The following is a 15,054-nucleotide window of genomic DNA, read 5'->3' on the forward strand; positions in this document are numbered from 1 at the left end:
AGAGAATAACCTGCCTGACGCAGTGCGGGTTTCGCGTGATATATCCCGGACCTCCCTGGTGTCAGGTATGAATAAGCTTTAGTGCGTCGCTTAATATTTTTTCACCATTCATCATGCCGTAATCCATACTGTTGATGACCGCAACCGGCTTGCTGTATTGCTGGGCGATCGGTTGAAAATCGGCCAGCTTGTATTTGATTTGTGGCCCGAGCAGGCAGCAGTCGTAATCGGCGATATCGTCTCTAAACTCTTCAATCCCCACAGCTTTTATCTCGACGTCCAGCCCTTGCTGTTGCGCCGCCTTTTCCATTTTCTGTACCACCATACTGGTGGACATACCCGCAGCACAGCACAGTAAAATCTTCGTCATGGTGTATTCCTCTTTGTGGTGAATGATTAACGAATACACAGGGTGAAAATTTTCTGCAACCGGTTTCAGATTTGCGTATCAGAAGTGTGAGAAATATCAAAACGCGAGCATTAAAGAGATTCGGGGCGAATAAACACCTGGATAAGCCTTATCAGGAAGCCCGTTTCTCGTCATGCTGAGGCAATAAAACAGCGGTTCACTCAGCCATATCGTCGGCGCTGTCCATCGCAGTGATGGGTAAGAATTCACTGCCTGATAAGCGGGTAACGCGTATAATTGCTCAGAGCAATCCGATACCGACTGCCGTAACACGGGCGTCCGGCGGCAATTAGCTATACTGGTGATATATAAAGGAACACTCACCCTTCTCGCAGTACGCGGACCGGGATAAGGAGTCGGTTATGTTAATTGGTTTTGTGTTATTGGTCAGCGCGTGTGGACACGATGCCTGTGAAGCTTTACCGGTATCAGAACGCATTTATCCGACTAAAACCGCCTGTGAAGTCATGGCAAATCGTATCCATAAAGTGCGTCCTAACGTCGTGCTGATATGTGGCGAAGTGCATCGTTAAGAAAGCGGTACAGGGCGAATGGCACAAAAAGTAGCCGATGACATTGCAAGGTTGCCGCTTAACGTTCAAAATATAAGCTGTTCTACACCAACACAGTCGTGAATCCCATGAAAAGTAGTCGTCCCCGCCGTCCTACCGGGCGTTGGGTTTATTACATTTTGTATGAAGGCATTCTGTGGCCCTGTCCGGTTCGCTGGGAATGGGAAAGCGGATACGGTGGCTGGCTGCCGTTTTACTACTCACCTACGTTTGAGTTTGTCGCGGGCGATCCCGGCAAGGCGTACCGTATTGCGCGCACGGATGTACGTGTGAAGCGGAGTGAAGAGATTTACGCCTGATTGCTGTCAGGCATTCCATGGCAGCCACGAGGCGGTAAGAAGGAAACAGATTACCTCCAGCAGCAGTACCACCATCAGCAACACGCCGAGTTTGTGGCGCGACAGCCAGGATTTCAGCCCCATAGCATTGCGGCCCTGTGGATCAGCAGCAGTCCGCCACCCATGCTCAGCAAAACCCGCCCCCTTTTCCGTCTTTTTTGCCATTTCAGTGTCCCTCTGAAAAAAGCGAAAATGCGCCCTGAGGCGCATCCGGATGCTGCAAGATTACCGCTAGAGCCGCCAGAAGGCGACTCAGGTACGCAATCAGTTGTTCAGCGTGTAATCGAGTGTGATCTCTGCATTAAGCACCTGCGAAACCGGACAGCCGGCTTTAGCTTTATTGATGATTTCATCAAAGGTGTCGTTATCAATGCCCGGCAGCGAGATGGTGCTGGTCAGCGCCACTTTCGTAATCGCGAAGCCTTCACCTTTTTTGTCCAGCGACACATCGGCACTGGTATCAATGCTTTCAGGCTTATGGCCTGCGTTACCTAACATGAGCGACAGTGCCATTGAAAAACAGGCGGCATGTGCTGCGCCGATAAGCTCTTCCGGATTGGTGCCTTTCTGCCCTTCGAAACGGGTGTTAAAGCCGTAAGGTTGCTGGTTCAGTACACCACTTTCTGTGCTGACTGTGCCTTTGCCTTTGATATCGCCTTCCCAATGCGCCGAACCTTTCTTATGAATGGTCATATCATTCCTCCTGTTGGTAAAGAAGGTAAGTATAGACAACGTCGCTCAGTTTGCCGGGCATGAGGCCGGATGCAGGGCCACTTCGCCCAGCAACGCATTCGCCTGCACCAGCGACGTCTGGTTGATATCGGCTATACACTTCGCGCCTGTTAAGGTCATCGCGACTTTCATTTCGTTTTCAATCAGCGTCAGCAGATGTTCGACGCCACGTTGGCCATGTGTGGCCAGCGCGTAAACAAAGGCCCGTCCCAGCAGAACAGTATCTGCGCCCAACGCAATCATGCGCACCACATCAAGCCCATTACGGATGCCGCTGTCGGCAAGAATCGTCATATCCCCCTTCACCGCATCCGCGATGGCCGGTAAGGCACGAGCCGAAGACAACACGCCGTCCAGCTGGCGTCCGCCATGGTTTGAGACCACAATGCCATCGGCACCAAACCGCACCGCATCGCGGGCATCTTCCGGATCCAGAATGCCTTTAATCACCATTGGCCCGTCCCAGAACTCACGGATCCATTCCAGATCTTTCCAGGAAATCGACGGATCGAAATTCTTTGCCAGCCAGCCAATATAGTCTTCCAGCCCGGTCGGTTTGCCCAGATAGGTGGAAATATTGCCCAGATCGTGTGGTCGGCCCTGTAGCCCAACATCCAGTGCCCAGCGTGGGTGCGTGACAGCCTGCCAGTAGCGGCGCAGGGCCGCGTGCTTGCCGCTCATGCCCGAGTGCGCATCGCGATAGCGTGCGCCCGGCGTTGGCATATCAACGGTAAACACTAACGTGGTGCAGCCCGCCGCTTTCGCCCGCTCCAGGGCGTTACGCATAAAGCCGCGATCGCGCAGCACATACAGCTGAAACCACATGGGCCGACTGATTTGCGGTGCCACTTCCTCAATCGGGCAAACGGAGACGGTCGATAAGGTAAACGGAATCCCTTTGCCCGCCGCAGCGCGCGCGGCCTGCACTTCCCCACGACGCGCGTACATGCCACACAGCCCAACCGGTGCCAGCGCGACGGGCATGGACAGCGTTTCACTGAACAGCGTGGTTTCCAGGCTGAGCGCCGACATATTCCGGAGAATGCGCTGGCGCAGCGCCACGTCTGACAGATCGGCAACATTCCGCCGTAGCGTATGCTCTGCATAGGCACCGCCATCCAGATAATGAAACAGAAAAGGCGGTAAAATGCGCTGCGCGGCGGCGCGATAGTCACTGGCGGCAGAGATGATCATCAGCGGTTTTCCTTGTGATTGTGCAGGTCATGACCCGGCAAACGCGTAATTCGCGCCTGCCTGGCTTCGTCTTCATCAAGTGTTTTCATCGTGGTGTGAACAAAACCCAGATGATCCATGGCGGCTGACCGGGCAGCCTCGGCATCGCCCAGTAAAATCGCGTCGAGCATCGCCCGGTGCTGATCGGTCAGGCGGTCAAAAATCACGGGTCTGATGTACATCAGCTTACGACTGTGCAGCATGGACGAGTGCAGTAAATCGAATAACCCCCGCATGGTTTGCAGCAGCACGATGTTATGTGAGGCTTCTGCGATGGCCAGATGAAAGCGCAGATCGGCCTGCCCGGCCAGATGGGGATCGTCACTCTCTTTCATCGCCAGCGTGGCATCAAAGGCGTACCGCAGACGCTCTTTATCTGACTCGGTAGCCCGTAGCGCCGCATGCCAGGCCGTGCTTCCCTCTATCGCATGGCGCGCTTCAAGAATGTCGTAACGGTAGTCCGGATCGTTGGCGAGAAGCTGACGAATGGGCTCGACGATGCGCTGCTCAGACCAGGGCTCCTGCGGCTGACGCAGCCAGGTACCGTCACCGCGCCGACTCATCAAAACGCCGCTGCTGATCAGTTGCTGAATAGCTTCACGCAGCGACGAACGGGAAACGCCCAGCGCGGCCGCCAGCTGACGCTCGGCGGGCAAACGCATGCCCGGCTCAAGCTGATGATCGCGGATATAGTGCTTAAGCCGCATCGGTAAAGGATCGTTTGGTGTCATGGGATCATCCAGGGAAAAACGTAAGCCTGCAGCGTGGTCATTACCCCAACCAGGCCGGTAAAGATCAGGCTGTGCTTTACGGTGAAGCGGAACAGATCGGACTCTTTGCCGACCAGACTGACCGCTGCACAGGCAATAGCGATCGACTGGGGAGAGATCATTTTACCGGTGACGCCACCCGTGGTATTCGCTGCCACCAGCAGGATATCGGAAACGCCAATCTGCTGCGCCGTGGTGGCCTGCAACGCAGCGAACAGCGCGTTGGAGGAGGTATCCGAACCGGTAAGAAACACGCCAAGCCAGCCCAGAAAGGGGGAGAAAAAGGTAAAGGCATGGCCCGTGTGCGCCAAGGCCAGCGCCAGCGTGGCTGATAAACCCGAGTAGTTCGAGATAAAGGCAAAGGCCAGCACCATACCAATGGAGTAGATGGGCAATATCAGGGATTTCAGTGTTTCGACAAATGTCCCGACTGCCGCTCTGGGTTTCATTTTCAGAAAGATAATCGCCACAATTGCCGCAATCAGAATGGCAGTGCCGGTTGCAGACAGCAGATCCAGTTTAAAAATGGCGGGCCAGGCGCTGGGCTGTGCCACAACCGGCGGTATCCGGGTAATCCAGTCATGCAGGCCAGGGACGGGAATGCTCATCACCCAGTTGGCCAGTGCACCCCCTTTGGCAAACAGCGCTTTAAAGGGCGGGATACTCCACAGCGTTACCGTTGCGGTGAGAAACAGGAAGGGCATCCAGGCGCGAATGACCTGCTTTGTCGTATACGTCTGCTGACGTGCGGGTTGCGTCGCCGTCTGATTTTCGGCATCGCTGAAGCGAAAGATGCGAACTGGCTGCCAGACGCGCAGAAACAGAGTCAGGGAAACCAGTGATGCCAGCGAAGAGATAATATCGGGTAACGCCGGGCCCAGGAAATTTGAACTCAGGAATTGGGCTATCGCGAACGACCCACCCGCAACCATCACCGCCGGCCAGGTTTCTTTCACCCCGCGCCAGCCATCCATGATCGCCATGATCCAGAACAGCACGATGACGGTTAAAAAAGGCAGCTGGCGTCCGGCCATCTGACCGATGGCAAAGCTGTCCAGACCGGTAACCTGCCCGGCGACAATAATGGGAATACCCATCGCACCAAACGCCACCGGCGCGGTATTCACGATCAGGCATAACCCTGCGGCATAAAGCGGATTAAAACCCAGCCCTACCAGCAACGCAGCCGTGATCGCCACCGGCGCACCAAAACCTGCCGCGCCCTCTAAAAAGGCACCAAAGGAAAAACCGACAATCAGCATCTGTAAGCGCTGATCCGGCGTGATCGACAAGATGGACGCGCGAATGATATCGAACTGCCCGGTCCTGACCGAGATTTTATAGACAAAGACCGCGGCCACGATAATCCAGGCAATGGGCCACAGGCCGTACAGGAAGCCGTAGGCCGCTGAGGCCAGCGCCTGCTGCCACGGCATATGATACAGCAGCAGCGCAACTCCCAGCGACAGCATGACAGTGATGGTGGCAGCCTGATGGCCTTTCATCTTTAGCTTAATCAACGCAAAAAAGAAGAACAGAACAGGCAGTAACGCAATCAGGCTGGAGAGCCAGATGTTATTGAGCGGATCATAATTTTGCTGCCAGACCTGCATGCCGTTATCTCCAGAAAGGTGATGAGAGCGATGCGCGACGGGCATAAACACAGGGCGCATCTGTCACGCCCGCTCTGCTTATTGGTCCTACCAATTTTGCCAGTTGGGGCTTATCCGTTACAGATACTTAACCCGCTGTTAACCCAAGGCAACAGTTACGGCTTTAATTTTAACGTTATGTGAACCACTGAAAAGGTTTAGCTGTTTTGGTCGGACCAATCACGGTTGTGTAAAGGCGTATTTGTAACTTTGCGGATGAAAACGCAGATTTAACCCGACCAGTCCAATCGTAACGCCGCACTGGAGCCACCAGATCGTGGAGAAATCCCCGGTCAGTGCATGCAACTGACCGGCGATAAAGGGCATACTGCCGGCAATAATAAAGCCAATCCCTTGCATGAACGCCACCAGTCGCCCGCCCGCCTGCGGATGCGCCAGATGGTCCAGCGCCAGCACCAGCGCCAGGGGAAAAGCACCACCCAGACCCACGCCCGCCATTCCCACCCACAGCCATGGATGGTAAAGCGGTGCAAACAGGAGGCCAAGCATACCGCTTAGCTGAAAAATCAGCGTTAACAGCAACAGCGGCCGTCGATCCGGGCCGCGCGTCGACAGCGGAAACACCATCGCCCCGGCGACCTGGCAGGTAATCATCACGCCCAACAGGCTTCCGCCCGCCTGTGCGCTCCAGCCGAGTTGATGGTAGAAATCAGGCAACCATGCTACGCAAATGGCATAACCGCCATTCACTAAACCAAAGCTGAGCGCCAGCATCCAGGCGCGCGCGTTGCGCCATAGTGAAGGCATCACGACCGACGCGCGCGCTGGCGACGTCACCCCGGGCATCCACGCCCAAAGCAGGATGGCCAGCAGCGCAGGCACGGCCCAACTGCTGAGGGCCATCTGCCAGCTCAGGTGAGCACTTAACCACGGTGTTAATGCGGCACCCAGTCCGCCCCCGCCCATCAGGGCCGCAGACCACAGCCCGGTCATCATCGCACTGCGTTGTGGAAAGCGTTGGCGGATAAAGCCCGGCATCGCCATTTGCACTATCCCGATACCAATGCCGCCCGGTAGCGTGCTCCCTACCAGCGATTCGCCTTGCGCCACAAAAAGGCGGCTGAGGAGCGCCAACACTAACAACGCCAGTCCGCCACACAGCAGTCCGCGCAGTTGAACACGCTGCATAAGTGGTGCGCTGATTAACGCTATCGCTCCCATCATCATCATGGGAATCGCAGGCAGCAGTGACGCTGCCAAGGCGGAGAGTCCAATGCTTTCGCGTAACTGATCCAGCAACGGACTGACGGAGGTCATCAGTGGACGCATATTCAGTCCCGCCAGCACCAGGGCGGTAACGATCACAATATTCTCTTTTTTCATGGGCCATCCTGGAAGTAAACCTTGTCAGCCTGACAGCTGTGGTTACTATTTGGAAATGGAATATCATCATGACAGGCAGTGGAAAAATGAATCGCCAGCCTATGTTCACGCCCCAGCAGCTTCTGAGCTTTGTTGCGGTCTGCGAAACCGCCAGCTTCACCCGTGCCGCCGATCGCGTGCACCTGTCGCAATCAACAGTGAGCCAGCAGGTGCGGCGACTGGAAGAGAGGGTGGGAAAAGCCCTGCTGGCCCGCTCATCACATCAGGTAACCGTCACGGAGGAAGGCGAGAAGCTGCTGGGTTATGCCCGCCGTATCATTGCCCTGAATGGCGAAGCACTCGATGTGTTGAGCGATAAGTGGCGCGATGGTGTGCTGCGGCTTGGCGTTCCGGAAGATTTTGCGGCCCCCACGGCTGCCCTGCTGGCGCAGTTCAGTCGCGAACATCCCCATATGCGGCTGGATGTGATGAGCGGGATGCAGGTAGAACTACGTCGGGCCTGGCAGCGGGAGGAACTGGATATCATGCTGATTAAGCAACCTTACGGTGAACGCCCGCTGGCTTCCCGACCCGAGCCGCTGTTATGGCTGGACAGCGCCGCATATCCCTGCTTTGAGCATTCGCCGGTGCCGCTGGTCCTGTTTCCTCAACAGGGACTTTATCGCGAGGAGATCTGCCAGACGCTGGATGGGCTGGGCCGCAGCTGGCGCATCGGTTACAGCAGTGCCAGCCTTGTGGCCCTGTCTGCCGCCAGTGCCCAGGGCCTGGGCGTTACGCTGTTGCCTGCCAGCTGTCGTCTGCCTGCACACCGTGTGCTGGGCGACCAGCAGGGCTTGCCGGTGATTGACACTTTTGAGCTGGCGCTGTTCTGTCGCCAGCCGAATGACGCGCTTCAGCGCCAGCTGGCAGAGGCACTGGTGACATTTGCCGATCTGCACTGGCAGTGAGTTTTTCACTGACAGGCAGTGGTAAAGGACGCTGTAAAACCAGAAACCGCGTGCAGATGCGGACGCGCCCCCTGTCAGAGAGCTGGCATGGGGCGCGGACAGCCGAATGAAGGCGACGCTAAACCCGAGCCTCCCTCGTCTGTGACATTAACGCCATCGCAAGCGTATAGAGATGGGCGCCATCAGAAGCCACCGGATCGTCTTCGGCATAACATCCAATCATAGAGGCCACTTTATCTGCCGATAAGCTTTCCCCATAGAGATGCAATGTCAGGACTGCACGACCTACGATTTTAAGTACGTCTTCATGCAAGATCTGCGGGATATTATTCAATGAAAAAATCCTCTGCCAGTAGTGATATCGATGTATCCTCCTCAATATAAAGGCGTTTACAAGTCGTTTTCATCTTCTCTTCTGGCGATACTTTTGCATTATTAATGCGTTAATTCCGTCGCAAATGCGGAATAATCTGATTAACTTTAAATTGTGTATTACAAAGAAAATATTAGAAAAAACATTCTTAATCTTAATGGCTTAGTCCATGTAAGCGGTTTCACATTTGACGTTTTAATTGATTAAAATTTCCCAACTAATCTTTTTCATCTTCAGTTTATTCTTAGATAAAAGCGCCGCCCGGCGCAGGGTTTGCAGGTTAACATTGCTGTTGTGTACGCTTTCTGACAGACTTGCGCTCGCAATGATGCCCCAACTTACAGCCGCAGAGGCCGCACCCGTGACCGCTTTTTCCTCGCTTAATTCTCTTCCCGATAGTCAGCTCGATAACCTGCGCGAGATGGGCTATACCAGCATGACGCCGGTTCAGGCCGCCTCGCTGCCCGCTATCTTAGCCGGACGCGACGTTCGTGCGCAGGCAAAAACCGGCAGCGGCAAAACGGCCGCATTTGGTATTGGCCTGTTGCATCATATCGACAGTGCGCGTTTTCAGACTCAGGCGCTGATTTTATGTCCGACGCGAGAACTGGCCGATCAGGTCAGCAACGTTCTGCGGCAGTTAGCGCGCTTCACGCGCAATATCAAAATTCTGACCTTATGCGGCGGCCAGCCCATGAGTGCGCAGCGCGATTCGCTGGTGCATCCGCCGCAGATTGTGGTCGGTACGCCGGGCCGTATTCTTGACCATCTCAAGCGCGAAACGCTGCAGCTCGACAATCTGCGCACGCTGGTGCTGGACGAAGCCGATCGGATGCTGGAAATGGGCTTTCGTGACGATATGGAAACCATTATCGCCGCCACGCCCGCCGCGCGTCAGACGCTGCTGTTCTCTGCCACCTGGCCAGACGGCATTGCAACACTGAGCCAGCGCTTTCAACGTGATGCGCTGAGCGTCGTGACGGAAGAGGTCAGCGAACTGCCGGCCATCGAACAACAATTTATTGAAGCGACGCACGGCGAAAAATTGTCGCTGCTGATTAGCCTGCTCAGCGAACGCCAGCCATCGTCCTGTGTGGTGTTCTGCAACACCAAACGCGAATGTGATGATATTGCCGCCGCGCTTAACGCCCGCGATATCAGCGCCCTGCCCCTGCATGGCGATCTCGAACAACGCGATCGCGAACGTATGCTGATCCGGTTTGCTAACGGCAGTGGTCGCGTGCTGGTGGCGACGGACGTCGCGGCCCGCGGCCTGGACATCAAGTCGCTGTCGCTGGTGGTGAACTACCAGCTGGCGTGGGATCCCGAAGTGCATCTGCATCGTATCGGCCGTACCGCGCGGGCGGGCGAAGAAGGCGCTGCCGTAAGTTTTGTCGCGGCCGATGAAATGGCGCGCGCGCATGCGTTAGAAGATTTCCTGCAGCAGAAGCTGCCATGGGTTGCCGCCAGTGCGCTCAGGAAAAGCAGTAAACCGTTGCCGGCAGCCATGATGACGATTTGCATTGATGGTGGGCGTAAAGCCAAGATTCGGCCCGGCGATATTCTGGGTGCGCTGACAGGAGAAGCAGGCTATCGCGCCGATCAGATCGGTAAGATTGATCTCACCCCGACGCACGCTTATGTAGCGATTGAAGCGGCTCAGGCAAAATCTGCGCTGGTCAAACTTAAGCAGGGCAAAATCAAAGGCAAAACCTGCCGGGCTGTACTGCTGAAAGACTAAAAGAAAGGGCGAGAATCATTCTCGCCCTGCCGATTATGGCTCATCGATCCGCATAACGTGCAGCGTGGTTTTGTCACCTTTCCCGTGCACTTTACCACTGACGCGAACTTTGTCGTCAGCGGAATAGGTTTTGCCATCGAACGTTTTCTTCGGCGCAATAATGGTTAAAGTGCCGGTGCTGTCACGAAACTGATAATTATTGTCCGCGACTTTTTTTACGATATAACCTTCCAGCGTGACGTAACCGCCCTGCCGAAAGTCACGAATCTGATCGATGTGCGTCTGTCCTGTGTCTTCTGACCCTTTGTAGCCTGCATCCTGTTTATGCTGTGGCGGCGGCGTATCACCTGCCTTGAAGCCACCTTCTTCCGCGTAAGCCCCTGTGGTCGCTACCGCCAGTAAGGTCGCCAGTACTAATTTTTTCATCGCTTACTCCTTTATAGGGAAAAGTATCCATGCTGCGTTCTCACTGTTAAGCCTGGCACAATAATCTCTTAACGTGCGTTTTCCCCTCTCACCTTTTTCCGAAGGCTGCCGATAACTTCATCACACCCTTTTTCACCTGCTGCGCTGACGCTGAGGCAACGATGGATAATTTTCAGAAAGAGATCGATGAGAGAGCGAATCTCGCCTTATCGAATAAGTTTGAGCTGCTGCTGTTTCGCCTTGGCTCTGACCAGTTAAAAGGTAAATCAGAGCTGTTTGGGATAAACGTATTTAAACTGCGTGAAATTGTTCCGATGCCGCCGATTACGAAAGCTGCGGGCATGCGTTCGCCGTTGCTGGGCATGGCGAGCATTCGTGGACAGTTTATTCCTGTTATTGACCTGCCTGCGGTAGCCGGTTGCGTGCCTGAAACGGGCCTGAACCTGCTGCTGGTGACCGAATACGCGCGTAATACGCAGGCGTTTGCCGTCGAATCCGTTGAAAACATCGTGCGTCTTAACTGGAGCCAGGTTCATACCGCTGAAGCCGGTATCGGTGGACGTAACATCACCAGTATCGCGTGCCTGGATGACGACGAACAAAAAAGCAATCTGGCCATGGTGCTGGATGTCGAACAGATTCTCTATGACATCATCCCGTCCGTTCGTGGCGTGGAGCCTGAAGCGCCGAAAGAGCGTCAGTATAAAATGAAGCCCGGTTCCGTCGCGATTGTGGCTGAAGACTCCAAAGTTGCCCGCCAGTTGCTGGAGCAGGGCCTGAAGAGCATGGGCATTCCTGCCGTCATGTGTAACACCGGCCTGGAAGCGTGGGAAAAAATCAAAGCGATCCACCAGCAGGCTCAGTCGCAGGGTGAATCCATTCACGACAAGATCGCGCTGGTGTTAACCGACCTGGAAATGCCGGAAATGGACGGCTTTACGCTCACGCGCAATATCAAGCGCGACACCACGTTGCGTCATATTCCCGTCGTGATCCACTCCTCACTTTCGGGCAGTGCTAACGAAGATCACGTTCGCAAAGTCGGGGCTGATGGTTATGTTGCCAAGTTCGAATTAAACGAACTGTCGGATGTCATTTTCAAAGCGCTGGAAGCCGCAAGCTAAAACGTAGCGGGCAGCACAACCCTGCCCTGCTGTCACCTAACGTTCAATACATGAGACTATGAAAATGCAGAGTGAAGCGCTTCCTGTCGTACGTAAGCCCCTGTTCCGCGGGCGTTTACGTCAGCTGAGCTGGATTGCAATGGTGATAGCCTGTCTGGCGTTCTGGGCCGGCGTTCTTGTGCTGATGGTATAAGCGCAGCCTGGAAACCGGCTTCTACATTTCGCGAAAAGGGAATGAAAAAAGGCTGCCACTGGCAGCCTTTTTGATTACGGTAAATGCACAACGCTATAACGCTCTTTAGCCTTTTCAGAGCGCCTGTGGCTGACTCTGAGTTGCAATCCTTGTCGCGTTAATCTGAACAACGACCGTTTTGCAAAAAATGCATTTTGCTCCATGCGGGTTGACTCTTGTCACATCGAAATGTGATGTACGGTACTGCGAGCCATTACAGTGAGGACACTTGAAACGCGTAATTTTCAGTCCTTAGAGACCAACAACGTTTGCAGCAGCTGGGCCTTTAGCACCATTTTCTACTGTAAATTCAACTTGTTGACCTTCATCTAAAGTACGGAAATCAGTACCCTGGATTGCAGAGAAGTGTACGAATACATCTTTGCTGCCGTCCTGAGGAGAGATAAAACCGAAGCCTTTCTCAGCGTTGAACCATTTAACGGTACCGCGGATTTTGTTAGACATGTTTAATTCCTTAAATAATTGAGCCTTCCGGCGTAATGGCCTGAGAACAGATTTCAATCAGAACGTAAGAGAAGACTCAAAAAGAAGGAATGTCTCGCGACAGGCTTAGAGATGAGAACTGCTGTAGATACTTACTTTGATAGCGTCTGTTAATCAAACCGACGATTCATTAGGTCACATCCTCGCGTTGCATGCAAGGGTTATTTTGAAATCGATGCAAACAGGGCAGATAAGCCAGACGATGTGCCTCTGCCCTGTTCTGCCTTCAGCCTTGGCGAATGTGGATTCTGTGGCCCTGCTCACCGGCTGCCAGATCGTCACGCAAGGTTAACTCGGGGAGCGCGTAATCCCCGCCGTTTTGCCGATAATAGCCAACAGGTGCAGTAATAAACAGGTTATCGAGCCGCTTACTCAGTTCCTGACACAGCGCATCAAAACGTACGCTATCGATCCGGCCGGTACGGTAAACCGTGAACGGCGGCAGCACGTCAAAGCCGGGGTAAAACAGAATGCCATGCTGAATGGGAAACAGAATGTCATCAATATGCCCATTGATGCCGCGCGGACTGTAATGCGACGCCCATCCGCCCATCGTGACCACCAGCATGGCGCGCTTCCCTGCCAGCGTACCTTCACCGTAGCGATCGCCCCAGTGCGTATCTGAATGTTCGCCTACGCCGTAGGCAAACCCGCAGGCATAAACACGATCGATCCAGCCTTTCAAGATGGCGGGCATCGAAAACCACCATAACGGGAACTGCAAAATCACCGCATCGGCCCACAGTAGTTTTTCCTGTTCCTGCTGGATGTCTTCGCTTTGAAAGCCGCCTTCAAAAGCCTGAGTGGATTCCAGTGAGGGAGTAAACCGTTCGACATGTTGGCGATGTTGTGTGTCGGCAGGCGATAAGCGCGCCTCCCAGTTCATGGCATAGAGATCGGAAACGCGCACCTGATGGCCCAGCCGTTGCAGATGACTGACGGAAAAACGCGCCAGCGCACCGTTAAGCGAGCGGGGTTCAGGGTGAGCAACAACGATTAACACATTCATAAACTATCCCGTGTTGATAAAAGAGACAGGTAGCCTGCGCCTGATTGTGCTATCAGTAAAAGTAAAGGAACGGATAGTCGCTATAGACAGGACTGATACCATGAAGCCCGATCTGAATTTGTTGATCACGTTAAACGTCCTGCTACAGGAAAACAGCGTCAGCCGTGCCGCTGAAAGGTTAAACCTTTCCCAGCCTTCCGTCAGTGCCCGGTTGGAACGCCTGCGTACTTTATTTAACGATCCGCTACTGATTCCGGTTTCTCATGGTATGCGTCCCACGGCACGAGCAGAAGGATTACGCCTTTCGCTTGAAGAACTGGTTACCAGGATCGATGAAGTCGTAGCCGAGCCGGGCCCCTTTGTGCCCGCAGAGGCAGACATCACCTGGCGCATTGCCGCCACGGATTATGGTGCGCAGACCGCGCTGGTGCCGTTGATGAATACCTTACGTCAGGAAGCGCCGCGCACCCGGCTTGCCATTCTGGATATGAAACCGGCGTTGATTGCACAGCAGTTAGAAAAAGGCACGGTCGATCTGGTGCTTCATCTGCGTGAAGGCGTGCCAGAGGGATTACATGTCCGCCCACTGTTTCAGGAGCGCTATGTGGTGGCAGGCCGTCAGGGTCATCCCGCCCTGCATTCTGCTATCACCGCCGAAGCGCTCTGCGCGCTGGAGCATGTGGTGGTGTCGCCAGACGGCGGCGGCTTTCGTGGGGTGACGGATACGGTGCTGGAAGCCAGAGGGCTAAGCCGAAACGTAGTGCTCTCTGTGCCTCATTTTTTGCTGATGGGCAGCGTGCTGAGCACCAGCGATTTAGTGGCGTTGATGCCGGAGAGAGTGGCGGCGAGGATGCCGGGATTAATGACGGTGCTACCACCGATGGCGATTCCAGGCTTTGAGCTGGTGATGCTGTGGCATGCGCGATCGCACCGGGATTTGGGGCACAGGTGGTTAAGGGAACGGGTGGTGGGGAGGTTTTAATGGAAGGTCGGAATGGAGCGGTTCTGAATTAGAACTGAATCTGAAAATATTTAACTTTGGAGAATAATGAAGACGACTAAATCGTTTCATTAAGATCACCATACTAAACATTTACGCTTAAGAAGCCCCGGCATTAGGAATACCATCTGTTTTTTACAAGTAACATCTCACCTTATAGTAAAATATTTACACCTACAAAAAATCGCTCCACTTATTAATAAAAAACCTCCCCCCCAAAAAAAAACAAAACCCGCCATTGTGACTGATTCAAGCTACATCTGTAGCTTCCAAAAACTCATACCATCAATCAACCAATATCGCTGATTATCTGGAATTAGCAAACCAAAATCACTATCAGCCTGAGCATTCCAGCCTGCTGGCACAAACTTTTCGCACCCTCTATCCCAATCCGTATGACGATATATATTTTTATCGAAATTGATATAAAATTCAGGCAACCCCATTCGCAATTTATCCCACTCATATGAAACAGGTTCTTTAAGAGTTGATAAAAACTCTCAATGTAATTATAAAAATCACATAGGTGAGTTCTTGAATATCCCAATGTGAAAAAAACCTTCAAATTTTCAACTGAATATGTCGCCACATTATTTTAGAAACATACTCACTAAAGTTATCTTTTGTAAGAACAGGTACCCCATTTCT

At 53.7% G+C, this 15,054-nt stretch carries 18 protein-coding genes; 7 read left to right on the forward strand and 11 right to left on the reverse strand.

Translation table 11 applies throughout. The features are described 5' to 3' along the window. Positions 1 to 61 precede the first annotated feature (61 nt). Positions 62 to 370: a PTS sugar transporter subunit IIB gene (locus RAC65_RS08640; protein ID WP_006118087.1), complete on the reverse strand. Its 309-nt coding sequence runs from the start codon at positions 368 to 370 to the stop codon at positions 62 to 64. Positions 371 to 771: 401 nt separating this feature from the next. Between RAC65_RS08640 and RAC65_RS08645 the strand changes: the two genes are divergently transcribed. Further along, positions 772 to 942 carry a hypothetical protein gene (locus tag RAC65_RS08645; protein ID WP_006118086.1) on the forward strand — a complete coding sequence of 57 codons (171 nt, stop codon included), beginning with the start codon at positions 772 to 774 and terminating at the stop codon, positions 940 to 942. A 107-nt stretch (positions 943 to 1,049) separates the two neighbouring features. Next, positions 1,050 to 1,280 carry a hypothetical protein gene (locus RAC65_RS08650; RefSeq protein ID WP_006118085.1) on the forward strand — a complete coding sequence of 77 codons (231 nt, stop codon included), beginning with the start codon at positions 1,050 to 1,052 and terminating at the stop codon, positions 1,278 to 1,280. Positions 1,281 to 1,286: 6 nt separating this feature from the next. On the opposite strand, the gene RAC65_RS08655 is transcribed toward RAC65_RS08650, so the two are convergent. From RAC65_RS08655 to RAC65_RS08680, 6 genes are all read right to left on the reverse strand, one after another. Then, positions 1,287 to 1,484, reverse strand: a complete 198-nt coding sequence (locus tag RAC65_RS08655; RefSeq protein ID WP_375096585.1) for a hypothetical protein — start codon at positions 1,482 to 1,484, stop codon at positions 1,287 to 1,289. A gap of 99 nt (positions 1,485 to 1,583) precedes the next feature. After that, positions 1,584 to 2,012 carry an OsmC family protein gene (locus tag RAC65_RS08660; RefSeq protein ID WP_006118083.1) on the reverse strand — a complete coding sequence of 143 codons (429 nt, stop codon included), beginning with the start codon at positions 2,010 to 2,012 and terminating at the stop codon, positions 1,584 to 1,586. A 45-nt stretch (positions 2,013 to 2,057) separates the two neighbouring features. After that, positions 2,058 to 3,245 (reverse strand): FMN-dependent L-lactate dehydrogenase LldD, encoded by a 1,188-nt coding sequence (gene lldD, locus RAC65_RS08665; RefSeq protein ID WP_006118082.1) that lies wholly within the window; start codon positions 3,243 to 3,245, stop codon positions 2,058 to 2,060. Beyond that, a complete protein-coding gene (gene lldR / locus RAC65_RS08670; RefSeq protein WP_033738599.1) occupies positions 3,245 to 4,015 on the reverse strand; it encodes a transcriptional regulator LldR in 771 nt (256 codons plus the stop codon). The genes lldD and lldR overlap by 1 nt, the downstream gene beginning before the upstream one ends. Continuing rightward, positions 4,012 to 5,667: an L-lactate permease gene (lldP, locus tag RAC65_RS08675; RefSeq protein WP_162286754.1), complete on the reverse strand. Its 1,656-nt coding sequence runs from the start codon at positions 5,665 to 5,667 to the stop codon at positions 4,012 to 4,014. The genes lldR and lldP overlap by 4 nt, the downstream gene beginning before the upstream one ends. Positions 5,668 to 5,886: 219 nt before the next feature. After that, on the reverse strand, positions 5,887 to 7,050 hold the full coding sequence (locus RAC65_RS08680) for a cyanate transporter (RefSeq protein WP_375096586.1): 1,164 nt from the start codon (positions 7,048 to 7,050) through the stop codon (positions 5,887 to 5,889). Between the two features lie 86 nt (positions 7,051 to 7,136). Here RAC65_RS08680 and RAC65_RS08685 point away from each other — a divergent pair, with 86 nt between their 5' ends. After that, positions 7,137 to 7,997, forward strand: coding sequence for a LysR family transcriptional regulator (locus tag RAC65_RS08685; protein WP_375096609.1), 861 nt, complete (start codon positions 7,137 to 7,139; stop codon positions 7,995 to 7,997). 734 nt (positions 7,998 to 8,731) lie between these two features. Continuing rightward, positions 8,732 to 10,111, forward strand: coding sequence for an ATP-dependent RNA helicase DbpA (gene dbpA, locus RAC65_RS08690; protein WP_375096610.1), 1,380 nt, complete (start codon positions 8,732 to 8,734; stop codon positions 10,109 to 10,111). Positions 10,112 to 10,144: 33 nt separating this feature from the next. Here dbpA and RAC65_RS08695 read toward each other — a convergent pair whose 3' ends face one another. Further along, positions 10,145 to 10,537: a YgiW/YdeI family stress tolerance OB fold protein gene (locus RAC65_RS08695; protein WP_006118076.1), complete on the reverse strand. Its 393-nt coding sequence runs from the start codon at positions 10,535 to 10,537 to the stop codon at positions 10,145 to 10,147. A 161-nt stretch (positions 10,538 to 10,698) separates the two neighbouring features. Between RAC65_RS08695 and RAC65_RS08700 the strand changes: the two genes are divergently transcribed. Then, the gene (locus RAC65_RS08700; RefSeq protein WP_006118075.1) at positions 10,699 to 11,661 is read left to right on the forward strand and encodes a chemotaxis protein; all 963 of its coding nucleotides are present in this window, start codon (positions 10,699 to 10,701) and stop codon (positions 11,659 to 11,661) included. Between the two features lie 58 nt (positions 11,662 to 11,719). Then, a complete protein-coding gene (locus RAC65_RS08705) occupies positions 11,720 to 11,854 on the forward strand; it encodes a hypothetical protein (protein WP_255421330.1) in 135 nt (44 codons plus the stop codon). Between the two features lie 114 nt (positions 11,855 to 11,968). Here the strand turns inward: RAC65_RS08705 and RAC65_RS08710 are convergent, their stop codons facing one another. The 3 genes from RAC65_RS08710 to RAC65_RS08720 form a co-directional block, all read right to left on the reverse strand. Beyond that, positions 11,969 to 12,142 carry a cold-shock protein gene (locus RAC65_RS08710; protein ID WP_375096611.1) on the reverse strand — a complete coding sequence of 58 codons (174 nt, stop codon included), beginning with the start codon at positions 12,140 to 12,142 and terminating at the stop codon, positions 11,969 to 11,971. Positions 12,143 to 12,145: 3 nt separating this feature from the next. Further along, complete coding sequence (cspA, locus tag RAC65_RS08715; RefSeq protein WP_006118073.1) at positions 12,146 to 12,358, reverse strand: RNA chaperone/antiterminator CspA; 213 nt, start codon at positions 12,356 to 12,358, stop codon at positions 12,146 to 12,148. Positions 12,359 to 12,623: 265 nt separating this feature from the next. Then, positions 12,624 to 13,406: an NAD(P)H-dependent oxidoreductase gene (locus tag RAC65_RS08720; protein ID WP_375096587.1), complete on the reverse strand. Its 783-nt coding sequence runs from the start codon at positions 13,404 to 13,406 to the stop codon at positions 12,624 to 12,626. Between the two features lie 100 nt (positions 13,407 to 13,506). Between RAC65_RS08720 and RAC65_RS08725 the strand changes: the two genes are divergently transcribed. Then, the gene (locus RAC65_RS08725; RefSeq protein ID WP_375096588.1) at positions 13,507 to 14,388 is read left to right on the forward strand and encodes a LysR family transcriptional regulator; all 882 of its coding nucleotides are present in this window, start codon (positions 13,507 to 13,509) and stop codon (positions 14,386 to 14,388) included. Positions 14,389 to 15,054: the final 666 nt, after the last annotated feature.

Origin of the sequence: Pantoea sp. BS_8 (assembly GCF_041954965.1) — a bacterium.
Classification (GTDB): domain Bacteria; phylum Pseudomonadota; class Gammaproteobacteria; order Enterobacterales; family Enterobacteriaceae; genus Pantoea; species Pantoea stewartii.